The sequence below is a fragment of the Duganella sp. Root1480D1 genome, from assembly GCF_001427305.1.
GTDB lineage: Bacteria > Pseudomonadota > Gammaproteobacteria > Burkholderiales > Burkholderiaceae_D > Rugamonas.
This window is the reverse complement of sequence record NZ_LMFZ01000022.1, coordinates 1-15,559: the sequence shown is the minus strand read 5'-3', so window position 1 is coordinate 15,559 and position 15,559 is coordinate 1. Positions and strand designations below refer to the sequence as shown.

Here is a 15,559-nt window from a genome sequence, read left to right as displayed (position 1 = left end):
GTCTCCGTCTATCGGTTGATTTTCTTGAGAAGCTGGGCGCGCAGCATGCGTGCTGCGTTGTCGTCGATGGGACCGAGCGCGCGCCTTGCATTCGCGGGGATGTGCGCCGAGGTTTGCTCATCGGCCTCAAATACATAGTGACGGAAGATCTCCTGCCACGCGTTGCGCTGCTCTGGAGGCAGGTCACGGATCGAGAGCAGCGACAGCAGCAGCGCGTTGGCCGGTGCGTCCATATAGGCCGGCGACTGGCGCCACCAGTAATTGACCAGCACATTGAAGCATTCCAGTGCTTCGACATGGTGCCACCACATGCTGGGGATGAAGATGGCGTCGCCAGGTTCCAGTTCGGCCGATTGCGCATGCCGCATCGCCTCGCTGAAGCGGGGGAAGCGCTCGAGGTCCGGCTGGTGCAGGTCGACCAGGCTGACTGGCTGGCCGGCCGGCGTGAAGTCCAGCGGGCCGACGTACAGGTTTTCCAACTGGTTTGGCGGGAACAGGGTAAACCTGCGGCGGCCGGCAGCCACGCAGGCCAGGTTGTCGGGCAGGTCGTAGTGGGCCGGGATGCGGACCTGGTTGCCGATCCAGATGCTCATGAGCGCATTGCGTTGGCCCAGGTCGAGCGTGTTTTCTCCGCTGTAGCCGGGCAGCGCCGCGTCGACGGTGGTGGAACCCACGTAGATTGCGGGAGGATGCGGATTGTCGCGCTGCCCGGCCAGTTCCATCAGGACGTGGTCGAGGCGCGCGTGCACTGAGGCGAAATTGAAGCCGTCAAGGTCTTCGTTGTAGAAGATGCGCCCGCCGATGCCAGGGTTGCCCAGCATTGCGACCACCGTGGCATCACGGTAGAAGCGGCGCAGGTAGGCGTCGGCACTGGCTGCGCGTGCGATGCCGTCGGCGCCGTTGCGGCCAGCCTGCACCGCCGGCCAGTGCGACACCAGGCCGCGCAGTACCAGCGGCTGCGTGGAAGTCAGTACCTCTTCGCCAAGATCGGATGGCGTGATGCCGCGCAGCTCCCTGACCGGTTTAGCACTGGGCAGCATGGACGCGGTTCTTGCGATCGATCAGCGTGCGGAAGCTGGACATGGAGGCGATCACCATGTAGATGGGTTGAAGATAAGCGGTGCGGTTCAGCCGTTCCAGCGCGCCGCCGGTCAGCGCGGACAGGTGCTCCTCGTTGATGGTGTAGAGGCCAGCCAGGCGGTTCTGCGAACCGTCATCGAGTTCGATGTCGAATACAAATGGCTCCAGCAACTGATGCTCCAGCAACGCCGCCACGAAGCCGCGTGCCTGCAGCAGCCCCTGGTGGATGGCCAGCAGGGTAGAGTTCACGCGTTCCAGGTATTCGGATGTCCCGCCATGCGGCAGGAACACGCGCTCGCCGCTGGTGGAATTGATGCGCGGGTTTTCCAGGTCTATATGCACCGTCAACTCGTCGCCATTCACGCCGATCAGAAAAGGCTGGCGCTCTATCGCCAATGGAACGTAGGACGCCTCCCAGCCGTGCATGCCGAGGAACAGGTTCTCTCCTTCCTGGAAGCCGAACAGCGCATGCGCTTCGAAACCGCCGTCGCCGGCCTTGCGGAACACGATCGGATAGCAGGCCTGCACGTCGCGGAATTCGGACGGGAAGGTGAGGGCGGACATGACGTTGTCACCGAAATGGGCGCCGCGCCCGGTCTGCACGTGCAAGTCCTTGTGGTCGATATTATTGAGAAGGACAGGTTTTGCCATAGTGATCCTTATATGGTGGGCAGACCGAAACGCGGCCAGGCATCAGAACTTGTAACGGGCACCGAGCATGTAACGAGGCCCGGATTGCGTTACGAAGAGCGCCATCGTCTCGGCACGGCCGTGCACGCGCTGGATTTCGTTAGTCAGGTTGATCGCTTCGAACTGCACGCTGAGCTTCTCGTTGAAGGCATAGCCGATGCTCAGGTCGAGCTGGCCGTAAGCTTCCGTGTAGTTCGGGTTGGGACCTGCGCCATCGAAGGTCGAGGACAGGAACTTGTCACGCCAGTTATACGCGGCACGAATCGACCAGTTCTTGTCTTCGTAAATGCCCACCAGGTTGGCCGAATTGCTCAGGCCGACCAGCGCGAACTGCTCGCCGATCTTGAAGTTGTCGTACTTCAGGCCCGAATCCACCCAGGTGTAGTTGGCCGAGAGACCGAAGCCCGAATTGCCGAACATGTGCTGCACATTGATTTCGGCGCCTTTCAGCTTTTCGTTCTTCTGGTTGGCGAAGGAGTTGATCTCGAACGACATCACCGGATCGTTCGGCTGGCCGACGATAGTGCCAGTGGCATTGCCGCTTGCGTCATCAGGTCCACGCGTTACGCCGGCGGCGGTCGGGTGGTTGCGGAAGATGTAGTTGCGGATGCAGACCCGGTCGGTGCCGCAATTGCCCTGCTGGACCGCCTCGTTCCACAGCGCGCCGCCGACAGGCGTATGCAGGTTGAACGGTGTAGCCGTGATCTTCGACTGGCCGGCGTAGTTGCTCAAGTCCTTGTGGAACAGGCCAATCGAGGCGAAGCTTTGCTGGCCGTAATACCATTCCCACGACAAGTCCAGGTTCTTGGATTTGACCGGCTTCAGTTGCGGGTTGCCCTGGCTGCCGGTGCCGCCGAAATCGCGCGCCAGTCGGTCCAGCGTGGTACCGCCCTGGATCTGGTCGTAGCGTGGGCGGCCGATGGTTTCACCGTAGCTGGCGCGCAGCTTCATGTCATGGCGGATATCGGCATCCCAGTCCACGCTGGGCAGCCAGTGGTTGTACTTGCCGTCGAGCGTGGTGAAGGTCGGGGCGCCGAAGCTGAGCGGGAATTCATTGGCCGATACCCAGCTGATGCCCGTCGCTGCCGGCACCAGCGCGGTCGAAATGACGTCGGTCTTTTCGTAACGCACGCCGATATTGGTGTGCATTGGAATCCTGGTATCCCAGTCGGTGCCGAACTGCACGTAGGCGCTCTTCGATTTTTCCTGGGTGCGCTGGTCGGAATCGAAGGTACTCTTCGGCATGTACATTTCGGGCATGCCGGTCACTTTGGCGGTCAGCGCGCGCACCTCGGCGAAATTGAAGGTGTAGAACTGGTTGAACAGGGCCGGGTTGCCGCTGCCGTTGATCTTGTCGTAGTACTGGCGCAGTGACTCCTGTTGGAACAGGCTGGCCGGGTAGTCGGACGCGGTGGACGCGCCACCCCAGGAATCGCGCTGCTGGGTCGACATGGCGGAGCGATTCTTCACTTCGATCGCGCCGACGCCGAAGTTCAGGTTCGACGCTTCCAGCAGTTTCAGGCTACCCTTGAACTGTGCCTGCTCGATCTCGCCCTTCATATAGCCATTCTGGAACACGGAGCCGGTCACTTGCTGCGGAGCCCTGTTGAAATCCGCGCCCTGGATGCTCAATACCGGGAAGTCATCGCGGAAATCGACCGTGGTATCGCCGCGGCTGAAGCTTGCGGTGCCGATCACGTTACTGGAGCCGAACGGGCTGTCGGCCTTGGATTCGGCACTGGATTTGTGTACGTCCAGTTCCAGTTTCAGGCCGTCGGTCTTCCAGGCAGCGTTGAAGCCGAGCGATTTGTTCTGGGTCTTGGTGGCGAAGTCGGCGCCGCCCATGGCGATATCGCTGTTCGCGGCCGGCAAAAGCTCGGTGTAGACCAGCGGGGCGGCGACCGGGCCGTTGCTCCAGGTCGAGGTGGAAGGGCCGAAGTTGAACCAGGCCGACAAATCCTGGCGCCGGGTCTGGATCTTGTTCTCGGAATAGGTGTAGTCCAGCGTGGTGGTGAGCTGCTTGAGCGGCGCCCATTGCAGGGTCAACTGGCCATTGGTGCGCTGGCGCTGCACGCCGTTCATGTTGTAGTTCAGGTTTTGCGGCAGCGAGTAAATGTCGCCGTCTTTCGGGCGGTTGGTGGCGCCGGTTTGCGGGAGCGGGCCCGCGTTGCCCAGGAAAGGGCCGCGCCAGCCGTTTGCCACGGAAGCCTGGTTGAAGCCCAGGTTGCGTTCCTGGTAGCTGGCGCTCAAAGCCACGCCGAAGCGGTTGTCGTCGAAGGTATTGCTATAGATGCCCGAAACTTCCGGCGTGGTCGCGCTGCCGCGCTTCACGTCGCCCGGCAGGTTGTTGTGCGAGGTGTCGTGGACGGCCTTGACGCCGACGCTGGCAATCATGCCTGGACGGTCCAGCGGACGCGCTGTCAGCACGTTGACCGTGGCGCCAATGCCGCCGGTTGGCGTTTCGGCGCGGCCGGTCTTATAGACCTGGATTTGCGAAATCGCCTCGGACGCCAGGTTGGCGAAGTCGAAGGCGCGGCCATTCAGGTCGCCCAGGTTGGAAGTTGGCATCTGGCGGCCATTCAGCAGCACCAGGTTGAAGTCGGGACCCACCCCGCGCACGGTGACCTTGGAGCCTTCGCCAATGGAGCGGTCGATCGATACGCCGCTGATACGCTGCAACGATTCGGCGAGGTTAGTGTCCGGGAACTTGCCGATGTCGGCCGCCACGATGCCGTCGACGATGCCGTCGGCATTGCGTTTCAGGTTCATGGATGAACCCAGGCTGGCACGCAGGCCGGTAACCACCACGGTGGTGAGGTCGCCGGTATTGGAAGGGGCGGGCGCCACGCCTGCCTGGTCCGATTCCTGTGCCAGCGCTGGTGCGATGAGCGCCGCGCAGGCGGTGGCTACTGCAAGGCTCATCAATGTCTGCTTCGCCTTTGGATAGTGCATTTGGTCTCCTTGGTTCTTATAGTCTGGCCGCCTCCCCCAACCAGCATGGAAACGTTTCCATGTAATGCTTAAAAATACTAGGGGCAGCAAAATCGATTGTCAATAAAATACGCCGGGAATCGGCAGGAAGTGTGGGGTTTCCGTCATCAAACTGGAAACGTTTCCACTCTGGTCAGCGCAATATAGCACCGTTCAAATTTTGAAGTCAACAGCTTTTCCGTGCTATATTCGCAACAAAAGTGGGAACGTTTCCACACTGGAGAGCGGGCAATGTTAAAAGCGATTTTTGTGGTATTGCTGGGGCTGCAGGGCGCGCAAGCCGTGGAAACGTGGCCAAACGGGGCCCGTGCGGCAGTCAGCCTGGCCTATGACGATGCGCTCGATTCGCATCTCGATCATGTACTGCCGGCGCTGGAGCGCCATGGCTTGAAGGCCACGTTCTACCTTGCGCTGGCCAACTTGCCGGTTCGCCAGCGCATGGCCGAATGGCGTACAGCGGCGCAACAGGGCCATGAACTCGGCAATCACACCTTGTTCCACCAATGCTCTGGCAGCACACCAGGTCACGCCTGGGTTGAGGCGCACCGCGACCTCGATACCACCAGCGTTGCGCAAATGCTGGACCAGGTGAGGGCAGCGAACACGATGCTGCAGGCGATCGACGGCAAGCGTGAGCGCACCTTCAATGCCCCGTGCTTTGAGCAGCAGGCGGCTGGCAAGTCCTACTGGCCGGCGATCCGCGACGAATTCGTGGCGCTGCGCCCGGCAGGCGTGGCGCCGGTCGGCTTGTCTGGCGCACAGCTCATCGCGCTGGTGAAAGAGCAGGGTGCGCAAGGCGGAGTCGTGAACCTGGTGTTCCATGGCATCGGAGGCGATTACCTCGCAACCAGCCGGGAAGCGCATGAAGAACTGTTGCAATTCCTGGCTGCGCACCGCGACCAATACTGGACGGATACCTACCTCAACATCGTGCGCCACCAGCGCGGCGCCAAACCGGGTTGGGTGCTGGACTGGGCCGATGAATTCGACGGCGATGCGCTCGATATGCGCAAATGGGTCCCGGAAGTGGCTGGCCACGGCTACGGCAATAATGAAATGCAGTTCTACACGGCGCGCAAGGAGAACCTGCGCGTAGAAGGAGGCAACCTGCTTGTCGAAGCGCGCAAGGAGGCATACCAGGGCAAGCAATACACGTCGGCGCGCCTGAAGACTGCCGGCCTGATGGAGCGCCAATATGGGCGCTTCGAGGCGCGCATCAAGGTGCCGCGCGGGCAGGGCATCTGGCCGGCATTCTGGATGCTGGGCGCCGACATCGACAAGGTGGGCTGGCCGCGCAGCGGCGAGATCGACATCATGGAAAACATCGGCAAGGAACCGGGCATCGTTCACGGCACGGTGCATGGTCCCGGCTATTCCGGCGAAAACGGCTTTGGCGCGCCATCGCGGCTGGAGGAAGGGCTGCGCTTTGCCGACAGCTTCCACGTCTTTGCAGTGGAATGGGAGCCGGGTGAAATCCGCTGGTATCGCGACGGCCGGCATTACCATACCGCGCGGCCGCACATGGTGAAAGGCGAATGGGCCTTCGAACATCCGTTTTTTGTGCTGCTCAACCTGGCCGTGGGCGGTTATTGGCCTGGTTATCCGGATGCAGGTACTACCTTTCCCCAAGTGATGCTAGTTGACTACGTCCGGGTATATCGCAGGGGGGACTGATGGTACACTCGGTGCATGAATGCAATCATTCTTGCTGCGGCTATGCTGGCCGCCCCGGCCACGCCGGAACAGGCAGTCGCCACCCTGTGGCGCTCCCTTAGCCACGATGCAGGGCAGGCCGGCGATGAAGCGGCGCTACGCGCCATCCTCCACCCCGACGCCATGGTCTATGGCGCCCGTTACCGCGATGGAACAGCCGCATTGTCGGTGGCGCGCGGCACCGATTTCGCCGCCGGCATCGGCCGTGCCGGCGAAAAGGGCTTTTATGAGTGCGAAGTGGCGCGCGAAGTGCGCCAGTACGACCGTTTCGCCACCGTCTACAGCGTGGTCGAATCGCGCAATGAACGCAGCGCGCCGAAAGCGAATTTCACTGGGGTCAATAGCATCCAGTTGTACCGCGCGGACGACGGCTGGCGCATCATCGGCCTGTACTACCAGGTCGAACGTCCAGGCCAGCCAATCTCGCTACAGGGCGGCAAGACGGGCGCCTGCCTGGAGGGATAATGAACGAGAAGACCGCCCGCGCCATCATGCTGGTCAAGGCGATCGAAGAAGCCGACCAGCACAAGGAAGTGCTGACCGACGATGACCGCAAATTTGCCGGCCGCACCGCGCGCGAGCTGGCGCACTGGCAGGCAGCCGAGCAGCGTTCGGCAGCCACGCTGCCGGACTTCCTTCTTCATCGCGCGGAACAACTGCTCAAGCGGCTCGCTGCGCGCCACAAGATGTTTGCCTCCGTAACGCAGGGCCATAGCGGCATGTGGGGCGCAAGCTGGCTGCTGCCATTGGCGGCGCTGCTGGTTGGCGGCATGGCCGAGCGCTTCGGCGACCCGCACCGCGTCGACGTGTTGTCCATGCCCCTGCTGGGGATCATCGCCTGGAATATGCTGGCCTACCTGCTGCTCATCCTGTGGGCGCTGCTGCCTGCGCGCCGTGCGGGCCTGCGGCGCGGCCTGGCCAACCGCATGGCGCTGGGCAGCGGCCACGTTCCGCGCCGCCTGCCGCATGCATTGGCGGGCGGCGTGCTGCAATTCATGGTGGACTGGGCCCGCCTGGGCGCCCGCCTGAACCTGGCCCGCATTGCGCGCATCCTGCACTGGTCGGCCGCCGCCTTCGCCGTTGGCGCCATTTTGTCGCTTTACGCGCGCGGCATTGTGGAGCGCTATGCGACCGGCTGGGAAAGCACCTTCCTCAGCCCTTGGCATGTGTACCGCCTGTTGTCCGTGCTGTTTGCACCGGCGGAGCAGATTTTCGGCCTGGAGGGTTTCTCGATGGACGAGGTGATGGGACTGCAGAACTGGGGCGAATCGCATCCCGGCAACGGCGCGCGCTGGGTGCACCTGTATGCCGCCAGCCTGGTGCTGTACGTGGTGCTGCCGCGCCTTGTACTGGGGGCCGTGGCTGCCGCGCGTGCCATGTGGCTGCGCCAGCGTTTTCCGCTCGACCTGGACCAGCCATACTTCCACCAGCTCTCCGCCGCGGCCGGCGGCGAGCCCGGCCTGCTGCGCGTGCTGCCTTACAGCCTGACGGTGGACGAGGCGCGCAGCAAAGGCCTGGATACGGTGGCGCAAGAAATGCTGGGCGAGCAAGCCCGCGTGCGGCTGTTGCCGCCTGCGTCCTATGGCAGCGAGGCGCCGCTGCTGGAACCTGGCGAGGGCGTGACGAACGCTGTCTTGTTCGGCCTTGCCGCCACCCCGGAACAGGAAAACCATGGCGCCTTCCTGGCGGCCCTGAGCAAGGGGCGCAAGCTGGTCGCATTGCTCGACCAGTCGGCGCTGGCTGCACGCACCGATGCCAGCCGCCTGAGCGAGCGCATCGAGTTGTGGCGCGAGTTTTGCATCCTGCACGGCGCCGAGCCCAGGGTGGTCGACCTGCTGGCGCCTGCTACTGCAGCCGGGAGCCCGGCATGAGCGGCGCACCTGTCACCATCCAGCTTGCGCTGGTATCCCACACCAACAACGGCAAGACCACGCTGGCACGTACCCTGCTGGGCACGGACGTGGGGCAGGTGCGCGACGCCGCCCACGTTACGACTTTCGCTGAATCGCACGCGCTGATGGCGACCCAGAACGGCGACCGCCTGGTGCTGTGGGACACGCCGGGCTTCGGCGACTCGATGCGGTTGATGAAGCGCCTGGCGCTGACGGGCAATCCGATCGGCTGGTTCCTGCGGGAAGTGGTGGACCGTTACCGCGACCGGCCGTTCTGGCTTAGCCAGCAGGCCGTGCGCACAGCGCGCGACGAGGCGGACGTGGTGCTGTACCTGGTCAACTCGACCGAGAACCCGGGCGATGCCGGCTATATTCCGGCCGAAATGCGCATCCTCGACTGGCTGGGCAAGCCGGTATTGGTGCTGTTGAACCAGATGGGGCCACCGCGCCCCTTGCCGGAAGAACAGGCCGAACTGCTGCGCTGGAAAGACTTCATGCTGCAATTCGGCCAGGTGCGCGAAGTGCTTCCGCTGGATGCGTTTGCCCGTTGCTGGGTGCACGAGCGCGTGTTTTACGATGCGTTGGGTGCGCTGGTCGGGCCGGAAAAGCAGCAAGGCTACGAGCGCCTGTTCTCCGTGTGGGAAGACACCAACGCGCGCCGCTTCAAGCAATCGATGGCGGTGATGGCGCACCAGTTGGCCGATGCTGCCCACGACAAGCAGATCGTGGAAACGGTGGAGCGCGGCGTGATTGCTTCGGCCCTGAAGATCATCGGCATCGGAAAAGGCGAGGACCGCAAGCGGCAGGACCGCGCCATGAACACACTGGTGGCGCGGCTCAACCTGTCCATCGGCCAGGCGACCGTCAACCTGCTGGCGCTGCACAAGCTCGATCCGAGCGAGGCGCCCAAGATCAATGCGCGCGTCAGCAATAACTTTGTGGTGCTGGCGCCAGTCGACAAGGGGCAGGCGGCGCTGCTGGGGGCCATCGTTTCAGGAGCGGCAACCGGCTTTTCGGCCGACCTGGCCGCCGGCGGCCTGACACTGGGCACGGGCGCATTGCTGGGTGGCGTGATCGGCGCGCTGACCTTTGCCGGTGCGGCCTGGGGCTTCAATGTCGGCATGGAGCGCGAAGTGCCGACCATGTCGCTGTCCGATGACTTCCTGCGCACGCTGCTGGTTTCCAGCGTGTTGCGCTACCTGGCGGTGGCACATTTCGGCCGCGGGCGCGGCAACTTCGTCGAGGGCGAGGCGCCGCCGTTCTGGCAGGAAGAGGTGGAGCAGGCCGTAGCGCTGCATGAGGCGGAAGTGAAGGCCCTGTGGCTTACCCTGCGCGAGCAGGAAGACCGCGACCTGGCGCCGGCCAGCGCCGTGCTCACCGCGATCACGGCGCACGTGCTGGCACGGCTTTACCCGGAAGGTCAGGCAGCAAACCCGCCATCGATATTGAGGCCGGCACCGGTCACATAAGCGGCATCTTCGCTGGCCAGGTAGGCCACCATTGCCGCAATTTCCTCGCCGCGCGCGTGGCGCTTGATCGCCATCAGGTCGTGCAGCGCCTTGGCGAAGTCGCTGTGCGCCGGGTTCATGTCGGTGTCGACCGGGCCTGGCTGCACATTGTTGACGGTGATGCCGCGCGGGCCAAGGTCGCGCGCCAGGCCTTGCACCAGGCCGGTCAGCGCCGACTTGCTCATTGCATAGATCGACCCGCCCGGGAAGGGCATGCGTTCGGCATTGGTGCTGCCGATATTGATCACGCGGCCGCCGGCCTTCATGTGCGCCACTGCTGCCTGGGTGGCGGCGAACACGCCGCGCACGTTGACGGCGATGGTGTGGTCGAAATCTTCCAGCGTCAGTTCGGACACGTCGCCCAGGTGCAGCACGCCGGCATTGTTGACCAGGATATCCAGGCGGCCGAAGCGCCTGGCGACGTCGTCGATGGCAGCGCGGGTGGCGGCAGCGTCGGAGGCGTCCACTTTCAGCGCAATGGCCTGGCCGCCGGCTGCCGTGATTTCGCTGGCCAGCGCATCGGCCGCGGCGCCCGAGCTTTGGTAAGTGAAGGCGACAGTGGTGCCGTCTTTTGCCAGACGGCGCACGATGGCGGCGCCGATGCCGCGGGAACCACCGGTGACGAATGCGATCTTGCTCATGATTTGCTCCTGTTGTTGGTTGGGATGGCGCTAGTATGGCCGCGACATTGCATGGCGACTAGCTGGTAATATTGCCTATCACTTTCAACCAAATGTATTAAATGGAACCACTTAACCTGCTCGAATCCTTCCTGCAGAGCGCCGAATGCGCCGGCTTTTCCGAAGCGGCGCGCCGGCTTGGCCTGACCCCGGCCGCAGTCAGCAAGAACGTGGCGCGGCTCGAGGCAAGACTGGGCGTGCGCTTGTTCCAGCGCAGCACCCGCCGGCTGGCGCTGACGGAAGCGGGTGAGCGCCTGCTGCAGCAGGTGCGCGGCCCGCTGGCCGAGCTGCAGGGCGCCATCGCCGGCGCGGCGCAGGATGCGGGCGAGCCGGCCGGCACCCTCAAGGTGGCCGTTGCGCACGGCGTGGGGCGCATGTACATCCTGCCGCTGCTGACCGGCTTCCTGCAGCGTTACCCCGGCGTGCAGCACGACTGGCGTTTCGATAACCGCACGGTCGACCTGATCGGGGAGGGCTACGACGTCGCGATCGGCGGCGGCATCGAATTGGCGCCAGGCGTGGTGGCCCGCGAGCTGGGGCGGCCACGCATCCTGGTGACGGCGGCGCCGGCCTGCCTGGTGGGTCGCCAACTGCCGCGCCACCCGTCCGAATTGGCCGCTTGGGAGGGCATTGCGCGCCGCTCCGCTGAAACCGGGCGCCTGCGCGAATACCTGCTGCGCAATGCGGCCGGCGAGGAGGCCGTGGCCGAATTCCGGGCAGTGGCCACCTTCGACGACCCGGAAGCGATGGCGCAGGCGGCTTGCATGGGGCTGGGCGTGGCGCTGTTGCCTGGGCCGCATGCGGCGCCCCTGCTGGAATCGGGCCAACTGGTGCGACTGCTGCCGGACTGGCATGCCGAGGTGGGCGCGCTGTCCATTTACTATTCCAGCAAGAAGCTGTTGCCGGCCAAGACGCGCGCCTTCGTCGATTATGTGATTGCTCAAATGCGCGCGGACGACTTTGCCGGGCGGCTCGACAGGCTTTGAAAGATCACGGTAATATGGGCTTCCAATTCATCAGCGATAGGGGTGCCTTCCATGAAGTTCCGCCTTGTTACCCGCAGTGATTTTGATGGCCTGGTGTGCGCGGTGCTGCTCAAGCACCTGGATCTGATCGACGAGATCCTGTTCGTGCACCCCAAGGATATGCAGGATGGGAAAATCGCGATCACCAGCCGCGATATCACCACCAACCTCCCTTACGTGTCGGGTGCCTACCTGGCGTTTGACCACCATTTATCCGAGACCATCCGCAATACGGGCGCCCGGCAGAACCACGTCATCGATCCCAGTGCGCCCTCGGCAGCCCGCGTGGTGTACGACTATTACGGCGGCGGCAACAAATTCCCGTCGGCCTGGAACGATATGATGATTGCGGTGGACAAGGGCGACTCGGCCCAGTTCAACCGCGACGAGGTGCTGAACCCGCAAGGCTGGGACCTGCTGAACTTCCTGATGGATGCGCGCACGGGCCTGGGGCGTTTCCGCGATTTCCGCATCTCGAACTACAACCTGATGATGGACCTGATCGATTACTGCCGTTCGCATTCGATCAGCGAAATCATGGCCCTGCCGGATGTGAAAGAGCGCAGCGACCTGTATTTCGACCATGCGGAAAAGTGCAAGGAGCAGATTCGCCGCTGCGCAAGCGTGCATAAGAACCTGGTGGTGCTGGACCTGCGCGATGAAGAGACGATTTATGCGGGTAACCGCTTTGTCATTTATGCACTGTATCCTGAACAGAATATCTCGATCCACGTGCTGTGGGGACTGAAGAACCAGAATACGGTGTTCGCGACCGGTAAATCGATCCTGAACCGGACATCAAAGACCAATATCGGGGCGCTGATGCTGGAATATGGCGGGGGCGGGCATGAAAATGCCGGGACTTGCCAGGTCGAGAACGAGATGGCGGACGAGGTGCTGGGCGCCTTGATCGTGCGCATCAACAAGGAAGGCTAAACCGCCGCAAAAAAAAAGGGACGTACCCAAAAAAGCGGGTACGTCCCCATTTTTTTCCAGCGAATTAGAAGTCTTTTTCAGGTAAAGCTATAGAATTATCGGTCGAGAACTGGTAGTCCTTGAACACGTGTTCCGCCGTCAGCAGCTGGTAGGAACCATCCGGCTTCTTGAAAGAAGTGTCCTTCAGGCGGTAGGTGTAGTGGCCGCAAGTCCAGCAGTTGAAGTTGCGCATGTGGGTGCACAGGCAGGTCTTGTCCATCACCTTGATGCCCTTGTCGCTGCCGCCGTTGGCCACCACTTCGCGGTTGTACGAATTGATGTAAGCGCAATTGCCGGTTGCATCGAGCAGGTAGCCGTAGGATTCGCAGCCCGGACGAATGCCGGCGCCGATCGCCGGTGTGTTCTTCAGCATGCGCATCGGATAGCCGGTCGGCGACACGCCGTTGACGATGATGTCCTCTTCGCTGGCCTTGAAGTATTCCTGCTTCACGTCGTCAGGCAGGCCGCATTCCCTGGTCACGGTAAAGCGGGTCGCCACCTGCACGCCAGCCGCACCCATTTCCAGGAAGGACACCGCATCGCTACCGGTGAACACGCCGCCGGCAGCGATCACTGGCACGTCCAGGTTTTCCGCCTTCATGTAGTCCAGGATCTCCTGCACGATCTGGTGCAGGTCGAATTCCTTCCAGTCTTCCAGGCCAAAGCCCAGGTGGCCGCCGGCCAGTGGGCCTTCCACGATCACGTAATCGGGCAGGCGATTCAGCTTCTGGTTCTTGCGCAGGAAGATCTGCAGCGCACGCACGGACGACACGATGATGCCCAGCTTCGCTTCGCGGAAGCGCGGGTGGTCGGCCATCAGGGCGAAGGAGCCGAAGTGCAGGCCGGCCGACAGGGTGATGCCGTCGATGCCGGCGTCCAGTGCCGCGTTCAGGCGGGTGCGCAGGGTTTCCTTCGGGCCGTTCATGGTCAGCTTTTCCATGCAGTTCACGAAGATCAGGCCAGGGCCTTCCTTGCGCTGCATGGTGTCGCCGATGTGGCGGCGCTGTGCTTCGGCCAGGCGACCGAGGTCGAACTGCACCTCGGACTTGTCCATGTTATTGATGTTGTGCTTGTACAGGCGGGTCTTGTCCTTGACGAAGGTGGTGTCGAACTTGCGGTCCGAAACGTCCTCCACCATGGCATCGGAAATGTGGCCGATGCCGCCAAGGCGCGCTGCTTCCAGCGCCAGTTCGGTCGTGGAAATATCCACGCCCATCCCGCCGATCATGATTGGCACATACTCTTTGTCGCCAAGCTTGAGGCGGAAATCGTCAACACGTTTCATTACAGTCCTTCGATCAATCGCGGAAATTATTGAATTCCAGTGGCGTGTCCGGCACGTCCTTACGCAGTAGCTGCATCGCAGCCTGCAGGTCGTCGCGCTTGGCACCGCTCACACGTACCGACTCGCCCTGGATGCTGGCCTGGACCTTCATCTTGCTTTCCTTGATTACCTTGGTGATTTTCTTTGCAGTCTCGGAGTCGAGACCGTTCTTCACCTTGATGACCTGCTTGACTTTGTCCCCACCAATCTTCTCTACCTTGCCTTCGTCGAGGAAGCGCACGTCGACCTTGCGTTTGGCCAGCTTGTTGGTCAGTACATCGCGTACCTGGCCAAGCTGGAATTCCGAATCGGCGAATGCCGTCAGGTCGTTTTCTTTTTGTTCTACGCGCGCATCGCTGCCTTTGAAGTCGAAGCGGGTCGAAATTTCCTTGTTGCTTTGATCGACGGCGTTGCGCACCTCGATCATGTCCGCTTCGGATACTACGTCAAACGATGGCATATTCTTTCCTTTACAATGAAGCACCCGCCCACAGGGCGGATTCAAAAGAAGCGACATTTTAACGGACAAACAAGCGAACGCTCGGTCGTTTTTGTCATAATTGCACTATAATCGAGCAAAAACTTGATCTACCCATGCCTTTCCCCGATTTTCTCCAGCACGAATACCCACTGAAGCATTTAAATACGTTCAGTATTGATGTACGCGCCAAACATTACCTGCGCGTGACATCGCTGGAGCTGTTGCGCGCCGCCCTGGCCGATCCGCAACTGGCCGCCATGCCGCGCCTGGTGCTTGGCGGCGGCAGCAACCTGCTGCTGACGCGCGATTTCCCTGGCCTGGTGCTGCATATTGCGCTGGAAGGCCGTGACATCCTGGCCGGCACCCCGACCCATCACCACGTCCGCGCTGCCGCCGGCGAAACCTGGCACGACTTCGTGCAATGGACACTGGCGCAAGGCATCGGCGGCCTGGAAAACCTGTCGCTGATCCCCGGTACCGTGGGCGCAGCTCCGATCCAGAATATTGGGGCGTATGGGGCGGAAACCAAGGACTATTTCCTGTCGCTGAGCGCGTTCGACCCCGCCAGTTGCGACGTGCGAGTGATGGGCGGCGCGGAATGCCGCTTTGCCTACCGCGACAGCGTGTTCAAACACGAAGGCCGTGAGCTGATCATCCTCGACGTGAGCTACGCGCTGCCGCGCGCCTGGCAGCCCAACCTGCGCTACGCCGAGCTGGCGAATGCGCTGGCCGAGCAGGGCCTGGCGGCGCCGACGCCGCAGCAGGTGGCCGACACCGTGATCGCCATCCGCCGCCGCAAGCTGCCCGATCCGGCGCAAATCGGCAATGCCGGCAGTTTCTTCAAGAACCCCGTGGTCAGCGCCGAGCATTGTGCGCAGTTGCTGGAGAAGTTCCCGGCCTTGGTACATCACCGCCAGCCGGACGGCAGCGAGAAGCTGGCAGCGGGTTGGCTGATCGACCAATGCGGCTGGAAAGGGCGCACGATGGGCGCGGCGGGCGTATACCCGAAACAGGCGCTGGTGCTGGTGAATAACGGCGGCGCCACCGGTGCCGAAGTGCAGGCGCTGGCCGCCGCCATCCAGGCCGACGTCGCCGCGCGTTACGGCGTCGCGCTCGAACCCGAGCCGGTCTTTATTTGAAAGTCGGGGTCAGCTCCGGCAATCGGACATAAATTTCGCTTGCGAAATTTATGTCCGATTG

Annotated in this window: 13 protein-coding genes; 7 read left to right on the top strand and 6 right to left on the bottom strand. The window is 62.5% G+C overall.

Annotated elements, in window-relative coordinates; translation table 11 throughout:
* Positions 1 to 8 precede the first annotated feature (8 nt).
* The 3 genes from ASD58_RS18020 to ASD58_RS18010 are packed head-to-tail and all read right to left on the bottom strand — an operon-like array spanning position 9 to position 4,692.
* A complete protein-coding gene (locus ASD58_RS18020) occupies positions 9 to 1,040 on the bottom strand; it encodes a cupin-like domain-containing protein (protein ID WP_057262609.1) in 1,032 nt (343 codons plus the stop codon).
* A complete protein-coding gene (locus ASD58_RS18015) occupies positions 1,024 to 1,731 on the bottom strand; it encodes a SapC family protein (protein WP_057262608.1) in 708 nt (235 codons plus the stop codon). The genes ASD58_RS18020 and ASD58_RS18015 overlap by 17 nt, the downstream gene beginning before the upstream one ends.
* Positions 1,732 to 1,773: 42 nt before the next feature.
* Complete coding sequence (locus ASD58_RS18010; protein WP_057262622.1) at positions 1,774 to 4,692, bottom strand: TonB-dependent receptor; 2,919 nt, start codon at positions 4,690 to 4,692, stop codon at positions 1,774 to 1,776.
* Between the two features lie 300 nt (positions 4,693 to 4,992).
* Between ASD58_RS18010 and ASD58_RS32275 the strand changes: the two genes are divergently transcribed.
* Genes ASD58_RS32275 through ASD58_RS17990 form a run of 4 tightly spaced genes read left to right on the top strand, consistent with a single transcriptional unit; the run spans position 4,993 to position 9,835 of the window.
* Positions 4,993 to 6,435: a family 16 glycosylhydrolase gene (locus tag ASD58_RS32275; RefSeq protein ID WP_082565504.1), complete on the top strand. Its 1,443-nt coding sequence runs from the start codon at positions 4,993 to 4,995 to the stop codon at positions 6,433 to 6,435.
* A 15-nt stretch (positions 6,436 to 6,450) separates the two neighbouring features.
* Positions 6,451 to 6,939 (top strand): hypothetical protein, encoded by a 489-nt coding sequence (locus tag ASD58_RS18000; protein WP_156401348.1) that lies wholly within the window; start codon positions 6,451 to 6,453, stop codon positions 6,937 to 6,939.
* The gene (locus ASD58_RS17995) at positions 6,939 to 8,345 is read left to right on the top strand and encodes a DUF2868 domain-containing protein (protein ID WP_057262606.1); all 1,407 of its coding nucleotides are present in this window, start codon (positions 6,939 to 6,941) and stop codon (positions 8,343 to 8,345) included. The genes ASD58_RS18000 and ASD58_RS17995 overlap by 1 nt, the downstream gene beginning before the upstream one ends.
* On the top strand, positions 8,342 to 9,835 hold the full coding sequence (locus tag ASD58_RS17990; RefSeq protein ID WP_057262605.1) for a DUF3482 domain-containing protein: 1,494 nt from the start codon (positions 8,342 to 8,344) through the stop codon (positions 9,833 to 9,835). Before ASD58_RS17995 ends, ASD58_RS17990 begins: the two co-directional genes overlap by 4 nt.
* On the opposite strand, the gene ASD58_RS17985 is transcribed toward ASD58_RS17990, so the two are convergent.
* Positions 9,787 to 10,515, bottom strand: a complete 729-nt coding sequence (locus ASD58_RS17985) for an SDR family oxidoreductase (protein ID WP_057262604.1) — start codon at positions 10,513 to 10,515, stop codon at positions 9,787 to 9,789. The two genes, ASD58_RS17990 and ASD58_RS17985, sit on opposite strands and share 49 nt — an antisense overlap.
* Positions 10,516 to 10,616: 101 nt before the next feature.
* Here ASD58_RS17985 and ASD58_RS17980 point away from each other — a divergent pair, with 101 nt between their 5' ends.
* Both ASD58_RS17980 and ASD58_RS17975 read left to right on the top strand, forming a co-directional pair.
* Positions 10,617 to 11,540, top strand: a complete 924-nt coding sequence (locus ASD58_RS17980; protein ID WP_057262603.1) for a LysR family transcriptional regulator — start codon at positions 10,617 to 10,619, stop codon at positions 11,538 to 11,540.
* A gap of 51 nt (positions 11,541 to 11,591) precedes the next feature.
* The gene (locus ASD58_RS17975; protein WP_057262602.1) at positions 11,592 to 12,515 is read left to right on the top strand and encodes a hypothetical protein; all 924 of its coding nucleotides are present in this window, start codon (positions 11,592 to 11,594) and stop codon (positions 12,513 to 12,515) included.
* Between the two features lie 64 nt (positions 12,516 to 12,579).
* Here the strand turns inward: ASD58_RS17975 and ASD58_RS17970 are convergent, their stop codons facing one another.
* Positions 12,580 to 13,839, bottom strand: coding sequence for a nitronate monooxygenase (locus tag ASD58_RS17970; RefSeq protein ID WP_057262601.1), 1,260 nt, complete (start codon positions 13,837 to 13,839; stop codon positions 12,580 to 12,582).
* A 13-nt stretch (positions 13,840 to 13,852) separates the two neighbouring features.
* Positions 13,853 to 14,338, bottom strand: coding sequence for a YajQ family cyclic di-GMP-binding protein (locus tag ASD58_RS17965; RefSeq protein WP_057262600.1), 486 nt, complete (start codon positions 14,336 to 14,338; stop codon positions 13,853 to 13,855).
* Between the two features lie 134 nt (positions 14,339 to 14,472).
* On the opposite strand from ASD58_RS17965, the gene murB reads away from it, so the two are divergent.
* On the top strand, positions 14,473 to 15,498 hold the full coding sequence (murB, locus tag ASD58_RS17960) for a UDP-N-acetylmuramate dehydrogenase (RefSeq protein WP_057262599.1): 1,026 nt from the start codon (positions 14,473 to 14,475) through the stop codon (positions 15,496 to 15,498).
* The last annotated feature ends 61 nt before the right edge of the window (positions 15,499 to 15,559 follow it).

Excerpts from the sequence above, each read along its gene's own strand:
- ASD58_RS18020 (WP_057262609.1), bottom strand. The coding sequence starts at position 1,040 with ATGCTGCCCAGTGCTAAACCGGTCAGGGAGCTGCGCGGCATCACGCCA.
- ASD58_RS18015 (WP_057262608.1), bottom strand. The coding sequence starts at position 1,731 with ATGGCAAAACCTGTCCTTCTCAATAATATCGACCACAAGGACTTGCAC.
- ASD58_RS18010 (WP_057262622.1), bottom strand. The coding sequence starts at position 4,692 with ATGAGCCTTGCAGTAGCCACCGCCTGCGCGGCGCTCATCGCACCAGCG.
- ASD58_RS32275 (WP_082565504.1), top strand. The coding sequence starts at position 4,993 with ATGTTAAAAGCGATTTTTGTGGTATTGCTGGGGCTGCAGGGCGCGCAA.
- ASD58_RS18000 (WP_156401348.1), top strand. The coding sequence starts at position 6,451 with ATGAATGCAATCATTCTTGCTGCGGCTATGCTGGCCGCCCCGGCCACG.
- ASD58_RS17995 (WP_057262606.1), top strand. The coding sequence starts at position 6,939 with ATGAACGAGAAGACCGCCCGCGCCATCATGCTGGTCAAGGCGATCGAA.
- ASD58_RS17990 (WP_057262605.1), top strand. The coding sequence starts at position 8,342 with ATGAGCGGCGCACCTGTCACCATCCAGCTTGCGCTGGTATCCCACACC.
- ASD58_RS17985 (WP_057262604.1), bottom strand. The coding sequence starts at position 10,515 with ATGAGCAAGATCGCATTCGTCACCGGTGGTTCCCGCGGCATCGGCGCC.
- ASD58_RS17980 (WP_057262603.1), top strand. The coding sequence starts at position 10,617 with ATGGAACCACTTAACCTGCTCGAATCCTTCCTGCAGAGCGCCGAATGC.
- ASD58_RS17975 (WP_057262602.1), top strand. The coding sequence starts at position 11,592 with ATGAAGTTCCGCCTTGTTACCCGCAGTGATTTTGATGGCCTGGTGTGC.
- ASD58_RS17970 (WP_057262601.1), bottom strand. The coding sequence starts at position 13,839 with ATGAAACGTGTTGACGATTTCCGCCTCAAGCTTGGCGACAAAGAGTAT.
- ASD58_RS17965 (WP_057262600.1), bottom strand. The coding sequence starts at position 14,338 with ATGCCATCGTTTGACGTAGTATCCGAAGCGGACATGATCGAGGTGCGC.
- murB (WP_057262599.1), top strand. The coding sequence starts at position 14,473 with ATGCCTTTCCCCGATTTTCTCCAGCACGAATACCCACTGAAGCATTTA.